We start from the raw sequence: 19,011 nt of genomic DNA, 5'->3' as shown, positions 1-19,011 counted from the left end.
ATAACATTAAATCCTGATGGTTATTTTCCATCAGGATTTAATGTTATATTATTTTCTTTATCTCTAAAAGCTAACTTTAATAAAATAGGTGAAATTATAGTTGTGACAACAACAACTATAACAATAGGTCCTAACAGTACATTAGAAAGTACTCCAAGTGCTGCCCCCTTACTTGCAACTATAAGTGCAACCTCACCTCTAGATACCATACCTGTTCCTATTTGTATACATTCCTCATTTGAAAAATGACACATCTTAGCACCTATACCTGCACCTATAATTTTAGTCAATATGGCTACAACAGTAAGCAAAGTAGCAAATATTACTACTCCAGTACTCATATTAGGTAATACAACCTTAAGTCCTATACTAGCAAAAAATACTTGTGATAATAGAGAATAAGATAAAATATCTAATCTACTAGCTACATATGTTTTTCTCTCTACATTAGATAATATCAATCCTGCAATAAATGCACCAGTAATATCTGCAACACCAAATACCTCTTCAGAAACATAGGCTAATAGTAAACAGAATACAAGAGAAGCAGTTATAAATCTTCTTCTGTCTCTATTTTCATGTTTCATCCATATATCAAATACTTTATGCGAAATAATTCCAATTACAATTACAAAAATAAAGTATGCAACTATTTTTAGTAATACAAAGCCAACATTGACAGAAGTATCTGCCATACTACTTATAATAGTTAATGCAATAATACCAAGTATGTCATCTATAATAGCAGCTCCTAATATTGCAGTCCCCGCATGAGTGTTTAATTTTCCCATTTCTTTTAAAGCCTCTACTGTAATACTTACAGAAGTTGCTGTTAAAATAACTCCTATAAATATATTTTGTAATAAAACATTTGTAGTAGCTCCTTTCATTATGTCTAGATCATTAAATAAATGTGCCACTAAAAAACCACCAATCAGAGGAATTAATACTCCAAATAAAGCAATTATAAAAGATGCCTTCCCAGTTTTTTTTAGTTCCTTTAAATCCGTATCTAATCCTGCAGAAAACATCAATAAAATAACACCTAACTCTGATAATTGTATTATAAAATTTGTTTCTTTTAATATATTAAGCATTGCAGGACCAAATATTAATCCTGCTAACAATGCACCTACTACTTGAGGCATTTTAAACTTTTTAGTAATTATACCTAAAAGTTTTGTACTTAATAATATTAAAGCTAAGTCCAATAAGTATCCATAAGATAGCATACGCTAATATACCTCCAATAACCTTTATTTATATAAATATAACATTATATTAATATATGAAAATTATATAAATTTGCTACACCTTAAATTAAACTAATCATAAAAACTCACTTCATTTGATATTTTACTTAAATTAATACATTATCACTTTTTCAAGTTATTATTAAAAAATCTTCCTCTGAATATCTAGATTCAAATATAAAATATATTTATATAATAAAAACCTATATAAAGATACTGATTTTTATTAAATCAAATTATCTTCATATAGGTTTTAGACATATTTTATCTTTTATTATTCTTTATAGTATCTTAATCTATTTATCTTGTCTTCTTGAAGACAATTTTATTTACTCAAATATATGTTTAATAAACTGAATAGGACTATATATCATAAGCCTAGGTCCAGAAAATTTCATAACATCCTTAACTTTAGCCTTCATATCCTTTTTATAGCAATGTATCGGACATTTGCTACAAAAGCTCTTTTCATTTCCAAACTTACAAAAATCAAGTCTCTTATATGCATATTCTAATAATTCTTGGCACTCTTCACATAATCCATCTTTGCCCTTATGCTTCTTTTTACAATATATATTTATCATAAGATCTATAGTTTGTTTTTCTTTTTCTATTCTAGTCATAATTTCACCTTTAGTTATAAGTTAATGTATTATTTTTAACATAAATCTTTTTATCGCATATAGCTGCACTTGACTTTCTATGAGATACCATTACAATAGTTTTATCTTTACAATGATTTTCTAAGCTCTTTAGTATTTCAGCTTCATTTAAAGTATCTAAGTTACTTGTAGGTTCATCAAGGATTAATATATCTCCATCATGTAGAAAAGCTCTAGCTATACCTAATCTTTGTCTTTCTCCTGAAGATAAATTTCCTCCTAACTCACCAACATTAGTCTTATATCCTTGTGGTAAAGTAGTTATAAACTCATGTATTGATGCTTTTTTACAAGCTTGTATTACTTCTTCTTCAGTAGCATCTATTTTACCTATTTTTATGTTATTTTCTATACTATCATTAAATAAGAAAGTCTCTTGTGTAACTAAAGTTTGAGTTTTTCTTAAAGTCTTAGTTGGAACATTTTTTATATTATTATTATCTATATTTATAGATCCCTTGTTTACATCCCAAAATCTCATCATAAGCTTAAGTAATGTGCTCTTACCGCATCCACTTTCACCAAGTATAGCTATTTTTTCACCTTTTCTTATATCTAGGTTTATATTATTTAATAACTTTTCATTTCTATCACCGTAGTTAAAGTCCATATTTTCTATAGACATCTCTGAAGTTTTAAGACTTATTTCACCTTCTACTTCATCAACTGCTGGTACTTCATCTAATATATTAAATAATCTTTGAGCACAAGCAAAAGTATGTATTAAGTTATTTGATAAGTTACTTAAAGCTACAACTGGACCAAATGAACTAGATAATAATACTATTGCTACTATTAACTCTCCTAAATTTAATACATTATTTTGCATTAAGTGTATACCAACAAATAAGAAAGTTAATATAGCTATCATTATAGTTACATCTGTACAAGCTCTTATTATACCTTCATGTTTTTTGATATCATCTAATTTAGCATTTAGTTTATCACTATTTTCATTTATTTTAGCTAATCTTTTTTCACCTTGATTAAATAACAATACTTCTTTTATACCTTTTAAGGATTCTAATAAGAAGCTATTTGTTTTAGCAAATTCTTCTCTATATTCTACTCCAGCCTTATTTCCATATTTAGAAGATAAAACTGGTATTACATAACCTACTATTATATAAAATCCTGCTGATATTAATCCAAAGTATACATTGATACTTCCTAAAACTAAAGCTATTATTATAGAAGTAATTATCGCTATAGCTATTGGAGCTACTGTATGAGCGTAAAATACTTCTAATAATTCTATATCACTTGTTATTACTGAAATTAAATTTCCCTTTTCCTTAGATTCTAGCTTTGATGGTGCTAATTTTCTAAGTGCTTTATATACCTTATCTCTAAGTATTGCAAGTATCTTAAAGGCTATATAGTGACCCGAATATTGTTCTATATATCTAAGTAATCCTCTAAGTACTGCACATACTATTATTACAGTTATACTTGTTTTAAATGTTACTGACATATCTATTCCAAGCTTTGTAGCAATAGCAACCCCTCCAAAAGTTGTTATTGCTATTGCAGCTAAAAATCCTAGTACTCCAAAGCTTATTGTTATCATCATAACTGGTGCTAGCGGCTTAAGTATTTTTATAAGCCTTGCCATAATTTTCATACCTGATTGTCTATTATTCACTTATAGCCACCTCCTTTTGCATTACGTTCTCCTTGTATATACTTTCTAAGCTTATTTGATGATTTACTAATTGTGCATATTTTCCATTATACATCATAAGGTCTTTATGACTTCCACTTTCTACTATATTCCCTTTATCTAATACATAAATGTTATCTGCATTTTTAACATTGGCTAATCTATGAGATATTACTATAACAGTTTTATTTTCTGCTAACTCATATATAGCCTTCCATATTTTTTCTTCACTTTCTACATCTATATTTGAGGTTGCTTCATCAAATATATATATCTCTGGATTTGTTATTATAGTTCTAGCTAAAGCTAATCTTTGCTTTTGACCACCTGATAGAAACGCTCCACCTTCTCCAACATTTGTTTGTAACTTTTCTGGTAAGCTTTGTACAAAATCATATAAATTAGCTTTTTTAAGTGCTTCATTTATTTCTCTTTCATTTGCATCAAATTTACCCATCCTTAAGTTGTCTTCTATTGTTCCATTAAATATGTATGCACTATGGTTTATAAATCCAACCTTTTTAGTTAATACTTCAAATGGTATATAATTTAAATTTATTCCATTTAGTGTTATTTCACCACTATCTACTTTTTCTTGTTTTAATAGTAAGTTAGTTATAGTACTCTTACCACATCCACTTTCTCCAACTAAGGCAATCATTTTTCCTTTTGGTATAGTTACATTTACATTTTTAAGTACTTTTCTTTCTTTGTTATAACTAAAGTCTACATTTTTTATTTCTATATTTATATCTTTTAATAAATTCATTTCTTCTTTAGTTAAATTTTCTATTTTTTCTATTTCTGTATCTAATAAATTAAATATTTTATCACTTGCAGCCATACCATTCATAGCTACGTGGAAATATGATCCAAGAAGTCTAAGTGGTATAAAGAATTCTGATGAAAGTAATATTATTATAAGTACTTGACCTATAGTTATATTTCCTTGGCTATATTGACTTATAGCGATTATTATCCCTAGAGCTGATCCTCCAAAAGCAATAAGGTCCATAATATTTATAGAGTTTAATTGCATTGATAATACTTTCATAGTTATATTTCTGAAATTTTCAGCTTCTTTATTCATTTCTTCATTTTTTTCTGCATCTAAATCATATATCTTTAATGTTGTAAGTCCATGTAAGTTTTCTAAGAAAGAATCTCCTAAATTAGTGTATATCCCCCAATACTTTCCTAATAGTTTTTTAGCAAATTTCATTACAGCTATTATTGATACCGGTATTAAAGGTACACATATTAATAATACTATGGCTGCCTTAAAGCTTATTGGCGCTACCACTACAAATAATGTAAGTGGTGCTAATAAACTATAAAATAATTGCGGTAAATATCTACCAAAGTATATTTCTAAGGCTTCTACTCCATCTACTGATATTTGCACAGTTGATGAAGTTGATATTGTATCCTTATAGTTAACACCTAAATCTAATAACTTTTGATATATTTTCGATCTTAATCCTTTTCTTACTTCTGTTGAAGATTTAGAAGAAAATTTTGTTGATAAGAAATTACATACAAATCTAATTCCTAGCATTGCTATTATAAATATCGCTGAACCTAGCATATTTATATTAAAATCATTATTATATAGTTTGTCTACTACGTTCCCTATATAAACTACTATTGCAATATTGCATATTATAGATATCCAGTTCATTAAAACCGTCATACCTACCCACTTTTTTGAATCCTCACAAAGTGATAATAATCTTTTATTGACCATCATATGCCTCCCTATTTGTCTCAACTTTTATTGTCTTCATCCTTGTAAATACTATTACTTTTGCCAACCACATTATTATGATTATCATTCTCATCATTGTATTTTCTATAGTTAAAAACATAAACAGTAGTAATAGTGATACTGGAACTGTTAAGCAAAGTTTTGCTTTTAAAGTCATTCCACCTTTTTCTACAAATGATTTTACATATTTTTCGTACATCTTAGTTTGCATAAACTTTTCATTTAATTTTTCACTACTTTTTAATAAACAAAATGATGTTAATAAAAATAATGGTGTTGTTGGTAGTAGTGGTAAAAATATTCCTATAAAACCTAGTACAAATGCTATTAATCCAACTAATAAGTACATTGCCTTTTTTAATTTACTCATTCTACTCTCCTCCTAGCAAACTTTTCGTGGAATAAAATAAATTTCATCCTCATCTTTTCCTATAAATCCTTCTACCTGATAAACATCTTTTATAATATTCTCATTTATTATTTTAGATGGACTTCCTTCATTTACAATTGATCCATTTTTCATAATTACTATATTATGACTATATTTTATAGCTTGATTTATATCATGAAGTACCATAACTATAGTTATGTTATGCTCTTCATTAAGCTTTTTAACAACTTCTAGTATTTCTATTTGATGGTATATATCTAAATAAGTTGTTGGTTCATCAAGTAGTAAAACTTCTGTATTTTGAGCTAAAGACATAGCTATAAAAGCTCTTTGCCTTTGACCTCCTGATAAATCCATTACCTTTTCATGTCTTATTTCTGATAGATTTGTAGCCTTTATTGCAAAATCAATTAATCTTTTATCTTCCTTTTTATTTTTTTTATAAGGACTTCTACCATAACTTACTAAAGTTTCTACATCTATATCCTCTGGTGCACTATTATGCTGATGTACACAAGCTATATGTTTTGCTATTTCTTTATACTTTAACTTATTTAATTTTATATCATCTAAATATATATCACCTTTTTGTGGCTTATTAAAACAAGATAGAATACTAAGTAATGTTGACTTACCACTTCCATTTGGACCAAGTATTGTAGTTACTTTTCCTTTTGGTATATCTATATTTAAATTTTTTATAAAAGTCTTATCTTTGCTATATGAAAAATCTATATTTTTTCCTTTTAACATTATCTTTTTCTCCTTTTAAGCAGATATATAAAGAATGGAGCACCTATAACTGACATTACAAGACCAACTGGTATTTCATAAGGTTTAAACATAGTTCTGCCTAACGTATCTGCAAGTACTAGTAAAATACTTCCTAATATAGAACTAAATGGTATTAGATAGTTGTGATTTGAGCCTATTATAAATCTTGCTATATGAGGTACTATAAGACCTACAAAAGATATTACTCCACCTACACCAGTTGATGTACTTGCTAAAAATACTGCTATAGCTGATATAATTATAGTTTGCTTTGTAGTATCTACTCCTAAACTTTTAGAAGTTTTATCCCCTAAAGATAGTAAATTACAAGTTTTACCTGTCATTAACGCTAAGCTTATACCTAATATAGTACATATTGCTAATATATTTACATCACTTTTAGTTACTGTTGCTAGACTTCCACTTAACCACATATCTATACTATTTTGTACTCCACCATTAAACATAGTAACTATGGATGCCATAGATGTAAGTAAAGCATTTATAGCAACACCTGCTAAAACTATTCTTATAGGTGAAAACCCTTTATCATAAGCTATTAAATAAACCATTATACCAGCAACACTTCCACCTATAAATGAAACTACTGGCTTAAATTCATTTAATCCTGGGAAAAATACCATAATTATTATAGCCACTAAACTAGCTCCAGATGATATCCCAGTAATTCCTGGATCAGCTAAAGGATTTTTCATAACTGCTTGTAATAGTGTACCCGCTACACCTAAACTTGAGCCTATTAATACGGCAGATAAGACTCTAGGTAATCTTATATCCTTAATTATTCCAATATTACCACTGTTATCGTTACTCATTAATCCTTTTATTAATTCATTAAAGCTTATTTCTATACTTCCAGTTTTTATTGAATAAAGAACTATAGTAGCTAAGACTACTATAGATATTAATATATATATTAATTTTTTATTATTTTCTAAATTAAGTATTTTACTGCTCATATAATATATCTCCTAATATATCTAAAGCTTCTATAGCCTTTAGATTTGCACTCATTCCAAAATATTCAGTGTCTAAATAAATTACTTTATCATTTTTTACTGCATTTATACTTTTCCAAGAATCCTTTGCAAGTTCTTGTTCTACAGTTTTTTTAGTTTCTTCTGGTAAAGCGTGCATCATTACAAGTATTTTATCAGGATTTGCTTTTATTATTTCTTCCATATTAACCTGTATATATGAAGAACTTCCTTCACTAAATACGTTATTTCCTCCACAGATTTGAACTAAATTACCTACATAAGATTTATTTGTTCCTATCATCACTGATCCTGGAGCTCCAAAAAGTATCATTACTTTTTCATCATTTTTTTCTTTATTACTTAAAGCTGCTTCTTTATCTTCTAATTCTTTTAATATTTCATTTGCTTTATCAGTTTTATCAAATCTTTCTCCTAATGTTTTTACTGTTTCTTTTAAACCATCCACATTAGTTAAGTTTACAAACTCACTTGGTATATTATTTTGCGTAAAAGTCTTTTTATAGTCTTCACCTAAAGTATCTACTGATACTACTACTGTTGGATTTAGTGATTTTATTATTTCCATATCTGGGTTCATTGGACTTCCTACTTCGGTTGCATCTTTCGCACTTTCTGGTAAATCATAAGAAGTAGTTGGAACACCACTTACTTTTACACCTAATTTATCTAATATTTCTGTAACTGCTACTGAAGTTGCAACTACGACTTCTTCTCCTGAATTTACTTCATTAGTTTGTTTATCATTTGTTTCACTGCTTGAACATCCTACAGTTAAAGCTAGTGATAACGTCATCATAACTATAGAAGTTATATATTTTTTAACTTTCATAATCTCTCTCCTATTTATTATTATTTTCATCTTCAGCTATTTCAGCTTTAACTATTAATCTGTTTTTACCATTATTAGTACAAGTAACTATTGTTAGCTCTTTTTTTTCGTTATCTTGATCTAATACATAGGTATCCTCTGGATCAACTTCAAAAATATCTTTTACTACATATGTAAATTCATTATTTAAAGTTTTTATTATTATTTCATCCTCTAGACTGATTTTATGAAGTTCATTAAATACCTCATTATATCTGTAACTACTATGACCTGCTAAAGAAAAATTTCCATATTGCCCTGGCATAGCACTATTTTCAAAATGACATACATAATGTTTTAAGTATTGTTTTTCAATACTTTCAACTACTACTGTATTTAGTTTTATAGATGGTATATTTATAATTGCTATTTCATCTCCAGCTTTTACATTTGTAAAATCATCTTCTTTAGATTCTTTAGTATTTTTATCTATTTTTTCTTCAAAACTTTTAGTTGCTTTATTTTCTAGATACTTTGAATAGCCCTTTATAGATAGTGAGCCTACACAAATTAGTAGGCCCACTATTATTAATATTTTAGAAGTTTTAGATTTCATATCTTATTTTTTACCCTTCATTATAAGAAACGCAGCTACTAAAACAACTACAACTCCTATACCTACATATAAGATAGTATTATTATTACTTGTTGTATCAGTTGCTGCCTCAACTGTTGAGTTTGCTTCTTCTTCAACCACTTCTTCTTCAACCACTTCTTCTTCAACCACTTCTTCTTCAGGCTCTTCTATCTTTTCTATTAATTTTAAAGTATCTGTTTTAGTTATTATTCCAAACTCAACATCTCTACCCATAGCATCTACATACATACTAGCTTTCATATCTGGTTCTATTGTATCTGTTTCAAAACCTAATTCTATTGTATGGTTTTCATTATCTTCATTGATTATATCAAGATTTACATTTTCACCATTTATTGAAATTTTGTGGTCTTTCATATAATTTGCACCACTAAATTTAATGGTATAATATACTTTACCACCTTTAATCTCTAATTTCATAGTTGGATCTAAGTAACTTCTTGCCATACTCATTCCTATTTCACTTTCATGATTTACATCATTTTGTACTTCATAAATTCCACTTTCAACTTCACTTAATTCTAAAGCACTTGCATTTATTCCTGATGCCATCATAAATACTGCAACTAGCATTACTGATAATATTGATTTTATGTATTTCATATCTATCTCCCTCTATATAATTATATTTGTATATTATCATTACTGATAATCATTGTTAATTAGTATTTATTATTGTTTTATATTGACTTTTCTTCGTTTAAAGTTAATAATATATTGATAGTGATTTTCATTTATAACCAATATTTTATTTAAAATACATTATTTTTGCTTAAATATATTTGTTTTTTTATAAATATATTTATATTAATTTAAAGGAGGTAAACTTTTTGCATACTATCGCTAACATACTAGAGGACTTTTTTTATTGTCTTCAGTTACCTATAAAAGCTATTGATGAAAATTATAATTTGATTTATAGCGTAGGAGTAAATGAACAATTAGAAGATTTCACTTCGAGTGATCTATTTATAGAAAAAATAAAAGGTCTTAAAGAAAACTATCCATTTTCTATAATTGATTTTGAAGATAATATAAACTTTCTACTAGTTCCTATATCTAAATTTGATAAAAATAAAGGTTTTTTTATTGTAGGACCATTTAGATCTGTTGATAATACATATATAAACATCCATTACTTACCTAATACTTGTATAAAATATGTATATAATTTATTAACAACAATTAATGATGACAAATTTAGTAAAGGTAGGATAAATCATCAATTTAGTCCTTATGTAAAAAAAGCTGTTGAGTACTCTATAAAAAACTTTGATTCACCTATATCTATTGATTCGATTTGTAATGAACTAAATATAAATAAAAGCTATTTTTGTAAAATATTTAAATCTGAAACAGGATATACATTCACTAATTTTTTAAATATATTTAGAGTTGAAAAAAGTAAAAAATTATTAAAAAACTCTAATCTGAGCCTTCTTGACGTAGCCGTAAGTGTTGGTTTTAATAGTCAAAATTATTATTCTTCAGTTTTTAAGAAAATAACAAATAAAACTCCTCTTGAATATAAACAGGAAGTTAAATTATAATTTTCTTATCTAAAATTCTTATATTATTTAATTAGTAACGGAATAATATATATAATTAAATAAGGTAAGGAGACTTTAATATGCCTAATGATGATACTATAAAACTACTAAATGAATGTAATTCAGGAATAAAAATGGGAGTGCAAGGAATAAATGAAGTTATTATCCATGCAGATGATAAACAACTTATAGATATTTTAAACAAATATTTAAAAGAGCATGAAAGACTAGGAAATAAAACACACGAATATTTAAATAAATTTCATGATAACGGTAAAGAACCAAGTACTATAGCTACTGCAATGAGCTGGGTAAAAATAAATTTTACAATGATGCAGGCTAATCAAGATGAACATATAGCCGATTTAATGACTGATGGTTGTAATATGGGTATTAAATCTATTGCCAAGTATTTAAATAAATATCCTACAGCTTTACCTGAAGTTAAAGAGTTGGCATCTGATGTTATAAAATTAGAAGAAAACTTTGCACTAGATTTAAGAAAATTCTTATAATACTAAAGGAGTTGATTATATCAACTCCTTTAGTATTTTTTAATTATTTACTTTTCATCTTTATCATATTTATTTTTTTCTTCTTCAGCATGTTCAAGGTAGTTTTGTACTTCATCATGTAATTCATTATTGCGATTTTCATATTTTGCTTCTTCTACTTTAATTTGTTCTATATTATCACCAAAATCATCATATGTTTCATATTCCATTGTGTAAACTCTATCACAATATGGGCAAGCTTCAAGTTCAGAATCTTCCATACCCCATATTTCTTCTTCTAGATCATCTACTCTAGTTTTTAAATTTTGGTATAGTATATATCCTCCAATTCCTAAAAATCCAGCTGTAATAAACATAGCTCTTTTCTTTAAACAATTCATAATTATGTCTCTCCTTTCTAGCTAAAATACTTTCTTAAAAATAGTATTTGTATTATTTTTTTAAATAAACTATATATTATTTTTTCTTAAAAACAACAATTCGCTTCGCTTGAGCGACGTGTCGGCGAAACACTTCATTTCGCCAACGATATATCCTTGCTACCGCTACATATACATCCGTTGCTTGAGCCACTGCGTGGGCAAAGCATTTCAAAACATTATTTTTTATATTTATAAAATTATTGATATTACTTATATTCATAGGTTATGTACAAATATATTTATGATATAATTTCCCTACACGTAAAAAAACTGGATAAGTAATTAACCTTATCCAGTTCATATTAAATTATTTTAATGCATCTTTAACATTATTTATCATAGTTTGAGTAGAATCTAATCCACCTGCAACTACATACCACGCTGCTGAATCTAAGTATACTATTTTACCGTTTTTGTAAGCATCTGTTGATTTCATTAAATCATTATCAAATAAAGCTTTAGCTGTACCTTCTCCACCTGTAGCACTTCCTTTATCTATAACGAATATGTACTCTGGGTTTTGTTCTACTAAGTATTCAAAAGTAACTTGTTGTCCATGGCTTGATTCTTCTATTTTATCATCTTTATTTGTAACACCTAATTGGTTGTATATTAAACCAAATCTAGACTTATCAGAGAATACACTTATACTTCCTTCATCAACCATAGTAGTTAAAGCATTTACATTTTTTTCTTGAGCTATTGCTTTAACTTCGTCCATTTGTTTAGTTAAGTTATCTAAGTTTTCTTTTACAAAATCTTCTTTACCGAATATTTTACCTAATACATCTAAATTACGAGAAAAATCATTTAAGTAGTCACTACCATCTACTGATAAGTATACAGTTGTAGCTATTTCAGCAAATTTATCGTACATATCTGCTTGTCTTCCACTTATTATTATTAAATCTGGGTTTAATTCATTTATTGCTTCAAAATCAGGCTCTTTTAATCCACCTACATCACCATAAGCATCATCTTTATACTTTGATAAGTATTCTGGTACAGATTTCTTTGGAAGTCCAATAACGTCAACTCCCATATTATCTAATATATCTAATGTTCCATAGTCAAATGTAACTACTCTTTCAGGATTTTTAGAAACTTCTATAGTTCCATTTTCATCTTGAACTGTAACTACTTCTGTTCCTTTAACTTCTGTATCTTGTATTTTATTTTTACCACTTAATGCAAATGCACCTATTAATCCTACTATTGCAACACCTGCAATAATTGCTGCTTTTTTATTCATAAGCTTCCTCCATAAATTTTATTTTTATACTAATTTCTTTTCGCGAAAAAGATAATTATTATCATTAATAATATATACTTATTTTATTTCCATCTATTTCTTGAACATTAAAGTCCATTTCATAAATTTCTCTTAAAGTATCTTCATTTATAATTTCATCTACTGTACCTTGTTTTGCTATTTTACCATCTTTAAGTGCTACTATATAATCAGAGTAACAAGCTGTAAAATTTATATCATGCATTACAAGTATTATAGTTTTTCCTAAATCATCACAAAGATTTCTAAGTACCTTCATCATAGATGAAGCATTTTTCATATCTAGGTTGTTAAGAGGTTCATCTAGGAATATATAATCTGTTCCTTGAGCTATTACCATTGCTATGAATGCTCTTTGTCTTTGACCTCCACTTAGTTCATCTAAGTATTTTTCTTGTATATCTACTAAATTCATATATTCTATAGCATCATCTACAAATTTTTCATCTTCTTCTGTTAATCTTCCTTCACAATAAGGGAATCTTCCAAAACTAACTAATTCTCTTATTGTAAGTCTCATATTTAAGTTGTTTGATTGTTTAAGTATAGCAATCTTTTTTGATAACTCTTTTTTATCCCAAGTACTTATTTCTTTACCTTCTATGTAAACTTCACCAAAATCTTTTTGCATAAGTCTTGTTATCATAGATAAAAGTGTACTTTTACCAGCACCGTTAGGTCCTATAAAAGAAGTTATTTTTCCTTTTTCTATATTTACAGATACATCATTAACAACTTTTTTATTTCCATATTTCTTTAATATATTTTTAACTAAAATCATATTCTGCTCTCCTTTAATAATAAGTACATAAAGTATATTCCACCTATTAAGTTTATAATTACACTTACTGGTGTACTAAAGTCAAATATTCTTTCTGCTAATAACTGCCCAGTTACTAATACGAATACACTTAATAATACAGACATTGTTATTAGGTACTTATGTTTATAAGTATTTATCATTTGTCTTGAAAGATTTACTACTAATAATCCTAAAAATGTAATTGGACCTACTAGTGCTGTTGATATAGATATAAATATAGCTACTGTTACAAATAGTTTTCTAACTAATTTATCATAATCTATACCTAAGTTTATAGATTGATCTCTACCTAAATTTATAACATCTAAGTATTTTAAATCATCACATATAAATGGAATTACTAGTATGATTAATATGATTGATATTAATAATATGTCTACATTAACATTGTTAAAACTTGCAAATAGTTTATTTTGTAATACTAAAAACTCATTTGGGTCTATGACCATTTGCATAAAAGATGATAAACTACTAAATAATGTTCCAAATATCATACCTACTAATAGTAAGAATAATATATTTGAATTTTCTTTTTTAAACATTAACTTGTAAAGTAGTGACGATAAAACAATCATACCTGCTACACATATTACAAAGTTATATTTCTTATTTACTATAAATACGCTTGAACTTCCTAATACAAATACTATAACTGTTTGTATTAATACATATAATGAGTCAAGCCCCATAACATTTGGTGTTAGTATTTTATTACCCGTTATAGTTTGGAATATTGTAGTAGATATAGATATACATACTCCAGTTAATATTATAGATAGTAATTTTGGTATACGTTGAGATAAGGCATAATCCATATTATTTGCATTTAATCCTATCCCTAAAAATAGACTACTTACTATTAAAATCATTATTCCTAAGATAAAAATCTTATTACCTGCTTCAATTTCACTTTTACTTTTTTTATTTATATTTTTATTTAATTCTTTTTTTACATTCGGTTTAGCTTTTAGCTCCATATCCAGCCCTCCTAAATATCATACAAAGGAATATACCACTTCCTAAAACTCCAATTGTAAGACCAACTGATAGTTCATATGGATATATAATTATTCTACTTAATATATCGCATACTAAAACGAACAGTGCTCCAAACAGTGCAGTGTGACCTATATTTTCTCCAACATTGTCTCCTTTATATAAAGAAACTATATTTGGAACTATTAAACCTATATATGGTATGTTACCAGCTGTTATTACAACAGATACAGTTACTAACGCTACTATAACTAATCCTAAATTAACAACTTTATCATAATCTACGCCTAAGTTCTTAGCAAAATCTTCCCCCATACCTGCTACAGTAAATTTATTAGCATATAAAATTGCTATTATTATAAGTGGTATGCTTATATAAATTAACTCATAATTACCTCTAAGTATCATTGAGAATTTACCTTGCATCCAAGAATTTATATTTTGCATAAGTTCAAATTTGTAACCTAAGAAACTAGTAAGTGAACCTATTATATTTCCACACATTATCCCAACTAATGGAATAAATATTGCATCTTTAAATTTTAAAGTTCTTATGAATTTCATAAATATGTATGTTCCTGCTAATGCAAATACAAATGATATTAAAGCTTTTTGCATTGAAGACGCATTTGGCATTAATATCATAGCTACAACTATACCAAGTTGTGCTGAATCTATTGTCGCTCCTGTAGTTGGAGATACAAATTTATTTTTACTAATTTGTTGCATTATAAGCCCGCATATACTCATTCCTACTCCTGCAAGCAATATAGCTATAATTCTTGGTACTCTACTTATTAACATTATATTTATACTATCATTGTTAAAACTAATAAGATCTGAAATTGTAATATTTTTAGCCCCTATAAGTAAAGAAACTAAAGACAATATAATTAACATTATTGATAAATATCTTTTTTTCATTTTTCCTCCTGCCTTTTATAATTACTTTTTATACATTATTAATAATATTTATTATAATATATTGATATTCATTTTCAATTCATGTTAATTTTATACCAATAATTCTTACTTGTAAACATATTTTTTCTATTTTTTGTTAAATATATATTATTGTTCTTTCTTTAATTCACAAAGATTACAGTTTTCTATGCAATACTTAATTTCCTTTATACAATTTTCAAAAGCTACTTTTCCACTGCTATGACTTCTAAGTATTGGTATATTTTGTTTTTTTGCTTCTTCTTCAGCTTTCATAGTCATTTTATGCGAAACAGTTGATGTAAATATAATTATTGCATCTGGCGTACCTATTGAATTACTCATCTTTCTGCACATTTTAGTATAAATTTTACTTTTATACCCAAAGGATTTAGCTATAGATTTATAGCAACTTTCCATTCTTTCATTTCCCCCGATTACTACTATACTCATTTCTATCCTTACTCCTTTATAACATTATAAAATAAACTTTTATTAGTATAAATTTTACATATTTGGAAAATAATTTTTATATTAATATGATAGTCTTATTGGGAGCAATTATCAATTATTATTTTTTATCATTGATAATTATACTTGCATATGCTATGATATGATTAATTGATAATAATTATCATTATAGGAGGTAAATATGAATATTTGTAATAGAAATTGTTGTGAATATAAAATAAATTCATCTTATATAAAATGGTTAATTGAAGTTTTAGGCCCGGTAATTCTTGGTTCCAAACCTTCAGAGATATTAAATATATCATCAAAAGATAAAGATAAAGATTCTAAGTTAAATGACATAAATTCCTTTTTTAGCAATTGTTACAAGTTATCTTACTATATAATTAATATATCTGATGGCGGTATACGTATAATATTTATAAATAGAAGTTCACTATCTAATGTATTGGATAATAAAAAATGTTTAAACTTCTTGAAATTTATCGGATACCCATCTGATTATAATTTAGATAGCTACATAGAACTATTGATAGATAAACTTCATACTAAAGATTTCCCTCATGAAATAGGTATATTCTTAGGTTATCCATTAAAGGACGTTGTAGGATTTATGGGATATGGTAATTATAAGTTCTGTAAAACTAGATATTGGAAAGTTTATGGAGATGAATCTATTTCTGATAGTGTCTATAATAAATTTATAAACGATAGAAGTAAAATGAAAAAATTATTAGAAAGCAACTCACTAAGTCAACTTAAAAGTGTAATATAAAAAGGAGCATATGCTCCTTTTTATATTTAACAAATTATAAATGGTAGCTTTCTCATTTCTTCTACTGCCTTTATATTTTCAGGTCTTTTACAATGTGGCAAACCATGATCTTTATGGTGTTCTATACATTCTTTACATTTTCCATGTATTGTACATTTTAAATTTTTGCAACTGCACATAGCATTTTGATTTTTTAACATTATATTCCTCCCACAATATTATATTTAGTATATATAATAATATTAAGATAATTAGATTATACACTATTTATAGCTTTTGAATATTTCTAAGTACTATTATTTATATCTATTTTTTAATCATTAAATAAATATAAATACTTTTCATATCCTTCTTCTATCATCTTATCTTTAGGTATAAACTTAAGTGATGCTGAATTTATACAATATCTAAGACCTCCAAATTCTTTAGGTCCATCATTAAATACATGACCTAAATGAGAATTTGCTTTACTACTTCTTACCTCAGTTCTAAACATTCCATTGGTAAAATCACTTTTTTCCATTATGCTAGTTTCCTTTACTGGCTTTGTAAAACTTGGCCATCCACAACCAGAATCAAATTTATCCTTAGATGAAAACAATAAATCACCACTTACTATGTCAACATATATTCCTTCTTCTTTATTATCATAGTATTCATTTTTAAATGGTGGTTCTGTTTTATCATTTTGCGTTACTTCAAATTGTATCGGAGTAAGTTTTTCTTTTAATAACTCTCTATCTACGTTATTTCTATCCCAACTTTCTTTTGTAAATAAGTATCTACCTGAACCAACATAATATCTATAATAGTGATTAGGATTTTTCTTATAATAGTCTTGATGGTAATCTTCTGCTTCATAAAATACTGTAGCTGGCAATATTTCTGTTGCTATTGGTAAGTTAAAAATTTTACTATCTTCTAATTCTTTTTTAGATTTTTCTGCTAATTCTTTTTGTTTTTCATCATGATAAAATATTACAGTCTTATATTTATGACCTCTATCATTAAATTGACCTCCACCATCAGTAGGATCTATCTGCTTCCAATATATATTTAAAAGTTCTTCATAAGTTATTATTTCATCATCAAAAGTTATTTGTATAGCTTCTATATGACCTGTTGTGTCACTACATACCTCTTCATATGTAGGATTTTTTGTGTGACCTCCTGTATATCCTGATACTACTTTCATAACTCCTTCATATTGATCAAAAGGTTTTACCATGCACCAAAAGCATCCTCCTGCAAATGTTGCTAATTTGTTCATATCATCAACTCCTTAGTCTTTTAATTTTATAAGATATTATAAACTTTATACAGTTCAAATAATTTATAGATAATGTAAGATAATATATTTATCTTTGCTATTATCAAGAGGTATCATTGATTAAATAAAATATTTTTCAAATAAATAGGTTAAAATAACTATAATTTTTATATTTTATCTATTCCCTATTTTTATATACTTAATCTATTATATAGTCAATTTATGGTATAATATATTCGTAAATTATAACAAAGGATGGTAATAATATGTCTAAGAAAAATAAAAAAACATTTTTAGCAAGCTTACTTGTTGCTACACTAGCTTTAGTTGGCTGTTCATCTAAGGCTACAGTTAATGATGAAGCTAGAACGCCTCCAAAAGAACTTCCTATAGCTACTATAGTTATTAAAGATTTAGGAACTATTGAAGCCGAGTTATATCCTCATATAGCCCCAAATACAGTTAATAACTTTATATCTTTAGCTAATAGTGGTTTTTATGATGGCTTAACTTTCCATAGGGTTATAAAAGACTTTATGATACAAGGTGGAGATCCTGAAGGAACTGGTATGGGTGGCCCTGGATATAGTATTTATGGTGAGTTTACTAATAATAAGTTTAAAAATGATTTATCTCATACTGAAGGGATATTATCTATGGCTAGAAGCCAAAATAAAAATAGTGCTGGTAGCCAATTCTTTATAGTTACCAAAGATGCTCCTCATTTAGATGGAGAATATGCTTCTTTTGGTAAAGTTATAAAAGGTATGGATATTGTTCATAAAATAGAAAATGTTGAAACTGACTCTAATGATAAACCAGTTAATAATATTATAATTGAGTCTATAAAAGTTGATACTAAAGGAGTAGAATATAAAGATCCTGATAAAATGTAATAATATAAATAAGGTGTCGTAAATCACGACACCTTATTTATATTATGAATTATCATATTCT

At 26.8% G+C, this 19,011-nt stretch carries 22 protein-coding genes; 4 read left to right on the top strand and 18 right to left on the bottom strand.

The features are described 5' to 3' along the window. Positions 1-20: 20 nt before the first annotated feature. From CRIB_RS04580 to CRIB_RS04535, 10 genes are all read right to left on the bottom strand, one after another. Positions 21-1,232 carry a cation:proton antiporter gene (locus tag CRIB_RS04580; RefSeq protein ID WP_180703356.1) on the bottom strand — a complete coding sequence of 404 codons (1,212 nt, stop codon included), beginning with the start codon at positions 1,230-1,232 and terminating at the stop codon, positions 21-23. Between the two features lie 350 nt (positions 1,233-1,582). Continuing rightward, positions 1,583-1,876: a nitrous oxide-stimulated promoter family protein gene (locus CRIB_RS04575; protein WP_180703355.1), complete on the bottom strand. Its 294-nt coding sequence runs from the start codon at positions 1,874-1,876 to the stop codon at positions 1,583-1,585. 10 nt (positions 1,877-1,886) lie between these two features. Next, positions 1,887-3,560, bottom strand: a complete 1,674-nt coding sequence (cydC, locus tag CRIB_RS04570) for a thiol reductant ABC exporter subunit CydC (protein ID WP_330404945.1) — start codon at positions 3,558-3,560, stop codon at positions 1,887-1,889. Further along, positions 3,553-5,325, bottom strand: a complete 1,773-nt coding sequence (locus CRIB_RS04565) for an ABC transporter ATP-binding protein/permease (protein WP_180703354.1) — start codon at positions 5,323-5,325, stop codon at positions 3,553-3,555. The genes cydC and CRIB_RS04565 overlap by 8 nt, the downstream gene beginning before the upstream one ends. Beyond that, positions 5,315-5,716: a YbaN family protein gene (locus CRIB_RS04560; RefSeq protein ID WP_180703353.1), complete on the bottom strand. Its 402-nt coding sequence runs from the start codon at positions 5,714-5,716 to the stop codon at positions 5,315-5,317. The genes CRIB_RS04565 and CRIB_RS04560 overlap by 11 nt, the downstream gene beginning before the upstream one ends. Positions 5,717-5,728: 12 nt before the next feature. Next, the gene (locus CRIB_RS04555; protein ID WP_180703352.1) at positions 5,729-6,490 is read right to left on the bottom strand and encodes an ABC transporter ATP-binding protein; all 762 of its coding nucleotides are present in this window, start codon (positions 6,488-6,490) and stop codon (positions 5,729-5,731) included. After that, on the bottom strand, positions 6,490-7,491 hold the full coding sequence (locus tag CRIB_RS04550) for a FecCD family ABC transporter permease (protein WP_180703351.1): 1,002 nt from the start codon (positions 7,489-7,491) through the stop codon (positions 6,490-6,492). Before CRIB_RS04550 ends, CRIB_RS04555 begins: the two co-directional genes overlap by 1 nt. Continuing rightward, a complete protein-coding gene (isdE, locus tag CRIB_RS04545) occupies positions 7,481-8,362 on the bottom strand; it encodes a heme ABC transporter substrate-binding protein IsdE (RefSeq protein WP_180703350.1) in 882 nt (293 codons plus the stop codon). Before isdE ends, CRIB_RS04550 begins: the two co-directional genes overlap by 11 nt. Before the next feature lie 10 nt (positions 8,363-8,372). Beyond that, a complete protein-coding gene (locus CRIB_RS04540) occupies positions 8,373-8,957 on the bottom strand; it encodes a class D sortase (protein ID WP_180703349.1) in 585 nt (194 codons plus the stop codon). Between the two features lie 3 nt (positions 8,958-8,960). Next, a complete protein-coding gene (locus CRIB_RS04535; RefSeq protein ID WP_180703348.1) occupies positions 8,961-9,602 on the bottom strand; it encodes an NEAT domain-containing protein in 642 nt (213 codons plus the stop codon). Positions 9,603-9,829: 227 nt separating this feature from the next. Between CRIB_RS04535 and CRIB_RS04530 the strand changes: the two genes are divergently transcribed. After that, on the top strand, positions 9,830-10,549 hold the full coding sequence (locus CRIB_RS04530) for a helix-turn-helix transcriptional regulator (RefSeq protein WP_180703347.1): 720 nt from the start codon (positions 9,830-9,832) through the stop codon (positions 10,547-10,549). Positions 10,550-10,629: 80 nt separating this feature from the next. Beyond that, a complete protein-coding gene (locus CRIB_RS04525; RefSeq protein ID WP_180703346.1) occupies positions 10,630-11,064 on the top strand; it encodes a hypothetical protein in 435 nt (144 codons plus the stop codon). Positions 11,065-11,111: 47 nt separating this feature from the next. On the opposite strand, the gene CRIB_RS04520 is transcribed toward CRIB_RS04525, so the two are convergent. From CRIB_RS04520 to CRIB_RS04495, 6 genes are all read right to left on the bottom strand, one after another. Beyond that, complete coding sequence (locus tag CRIB_RS04520) at positions 11,112-11,444, bottom strand: hypothetical protein (RefSeq protein ID WP_180703345.1); 333 nt, start codon at positions 11,442-11,444, stop codon at positions 11,112-11,114. 349 nt (positions 11,445-11,793) lie between these two features. Then, positions 11,794-12,738 (bottom strand): siderophore ABC transporter substrate-binding protein, encoded by a 945-nt coding sequence (locus CRIB_RS04515; RefSeq protein ID WP_180703344.1) that lies wholly within the window; start codon positions 12,736-12,738, stop codon positions 11,794-11,796. A gap of 64 nt (positions 12,739-12,802) precedes the next feature. Continuing rightward, complete coding sequence (locus tag CRIB_RS04510; protein WP_180703343.1) at positions 12,803-13,558, bottom strand: iron ABC transporter ATP-binding protein; 756 nt, start codon at positions 13,556-13,558, stop codon at positions 12,803-12,805. Then, the gene (locus CRIB_RS04505; protein ID WP_180703342.1) at positions 13,555-14,577 is read right to left on the bottom strand and encodes an iron chelate uptake ABC transporter family permease subunit; all 1,023 of its coding nucleotides are present in this window, start codon (positions 14,575-14,577) and stop codon (positions 13,555-13,557) included. The genes CRIB_RS04510 and CRIB_RS04505 overlap by 4 nt, the downstream gene beginning before the upstream one ends. Next, entirely contained in the window at positions 14,561-15,520 is a 960-nt protein-coding gene (locus CRIB_RS04500; protein ID WP_180703341.1) for an ABC transporter permease, read from the bottom strand. The genes CRIB_RS04505 and CRIB_RS04500 overlap by 17 nt, the downstream gene beginning before the upstream one ends. Positions 15,521-15,667: 147 nt before the next feature. Next, positions 15,668-15,991: a DUF2325 domain-containing protein gene (locus CRIB_RS04495; RefSeq protein ID WP_180703340.1), complete on the bottom strand. Its 324-nt coding sequence runs from the start codon at positions 15,989-15,991 to the stop codon at positions 15,668-15,670. A gap of 199 nt (positions 15,992-16,190) precedes the next feature. Between CRIB_RS04495 and CRIB_RS04490 the strand changes: the two genes are divergently transcribed. Next, on the top strand, positions 16,191-16,784 hold the full coding sequence (locus CRIB_RS04490; protein ID WP_180703339.1) for a DUF3793 family protein: 594 nt from the start codon (positions 16,191-16,193) through the stop codon (positions 16,782-16,784). A gap of 26 nt (positions 16,785-16,810) precedes the next feature. Here the strand turns inward: CRIB_RS04490 and CRIB_RS04485 are convergent, their stop codons facing one another. Together CRIB_RS04485 and msrA are read right to left on the bottom strand one after the other, a co-directional pair. Then, on the bottom strand, positions 16,811-16,984 hold the full coding sequence (locus tag CRIB_RS04485; RefSeq protein ID WP_180703338.1) for a hypothetical protein: 174 nt from the start codon (positions 16,982-16,984) through the stop codon (positions 16,811-16,813). Between the two features lie 113 nt (positions 16,985-17,097). Beyond that, a complete protein-coding gene (gene msrA, locus CRIB_RS04480; RefSeq protein ID WP_180703337.1) occupies positions 17,098-18,054 on the bottom strand; it encodes a peptide-methionine (S)-S-oxide reductase MsrA in 957 nt (318 codons plus the stop codon). Between the two features lie 266 nt (positions 18,055-18,320). On the opposite strand from msrA, the gene CRIB_RS04475 reads away from it, so the two are divergent. Next, positions 18,321-18,950 (top strand): peptidylprolyl isomerase, encoded by a 630-nt coding sequence (locus CRIB_RS04475; RefSeq protein WP_180703336.1) that lies wholly within the window; start codon positions 18,321-18,323, stop codon positions 18,948-18,950. Positions 18,951-19,011 lie beyond the last annotated feature (61 nt).

It is taken from the genome of Romboutsia ilealis (assembly GCF_900015215.1).
GTDB classification, from domain to species: Bacteria; Bacillota; Clostridia; order Peptostreptococcales; family Peptostreptococcaceae; genus Romboutsia; species Romboutsia ilealis.
This window is presented reverse-complemented; position numbering and strand designations above follow the sequence as displayed.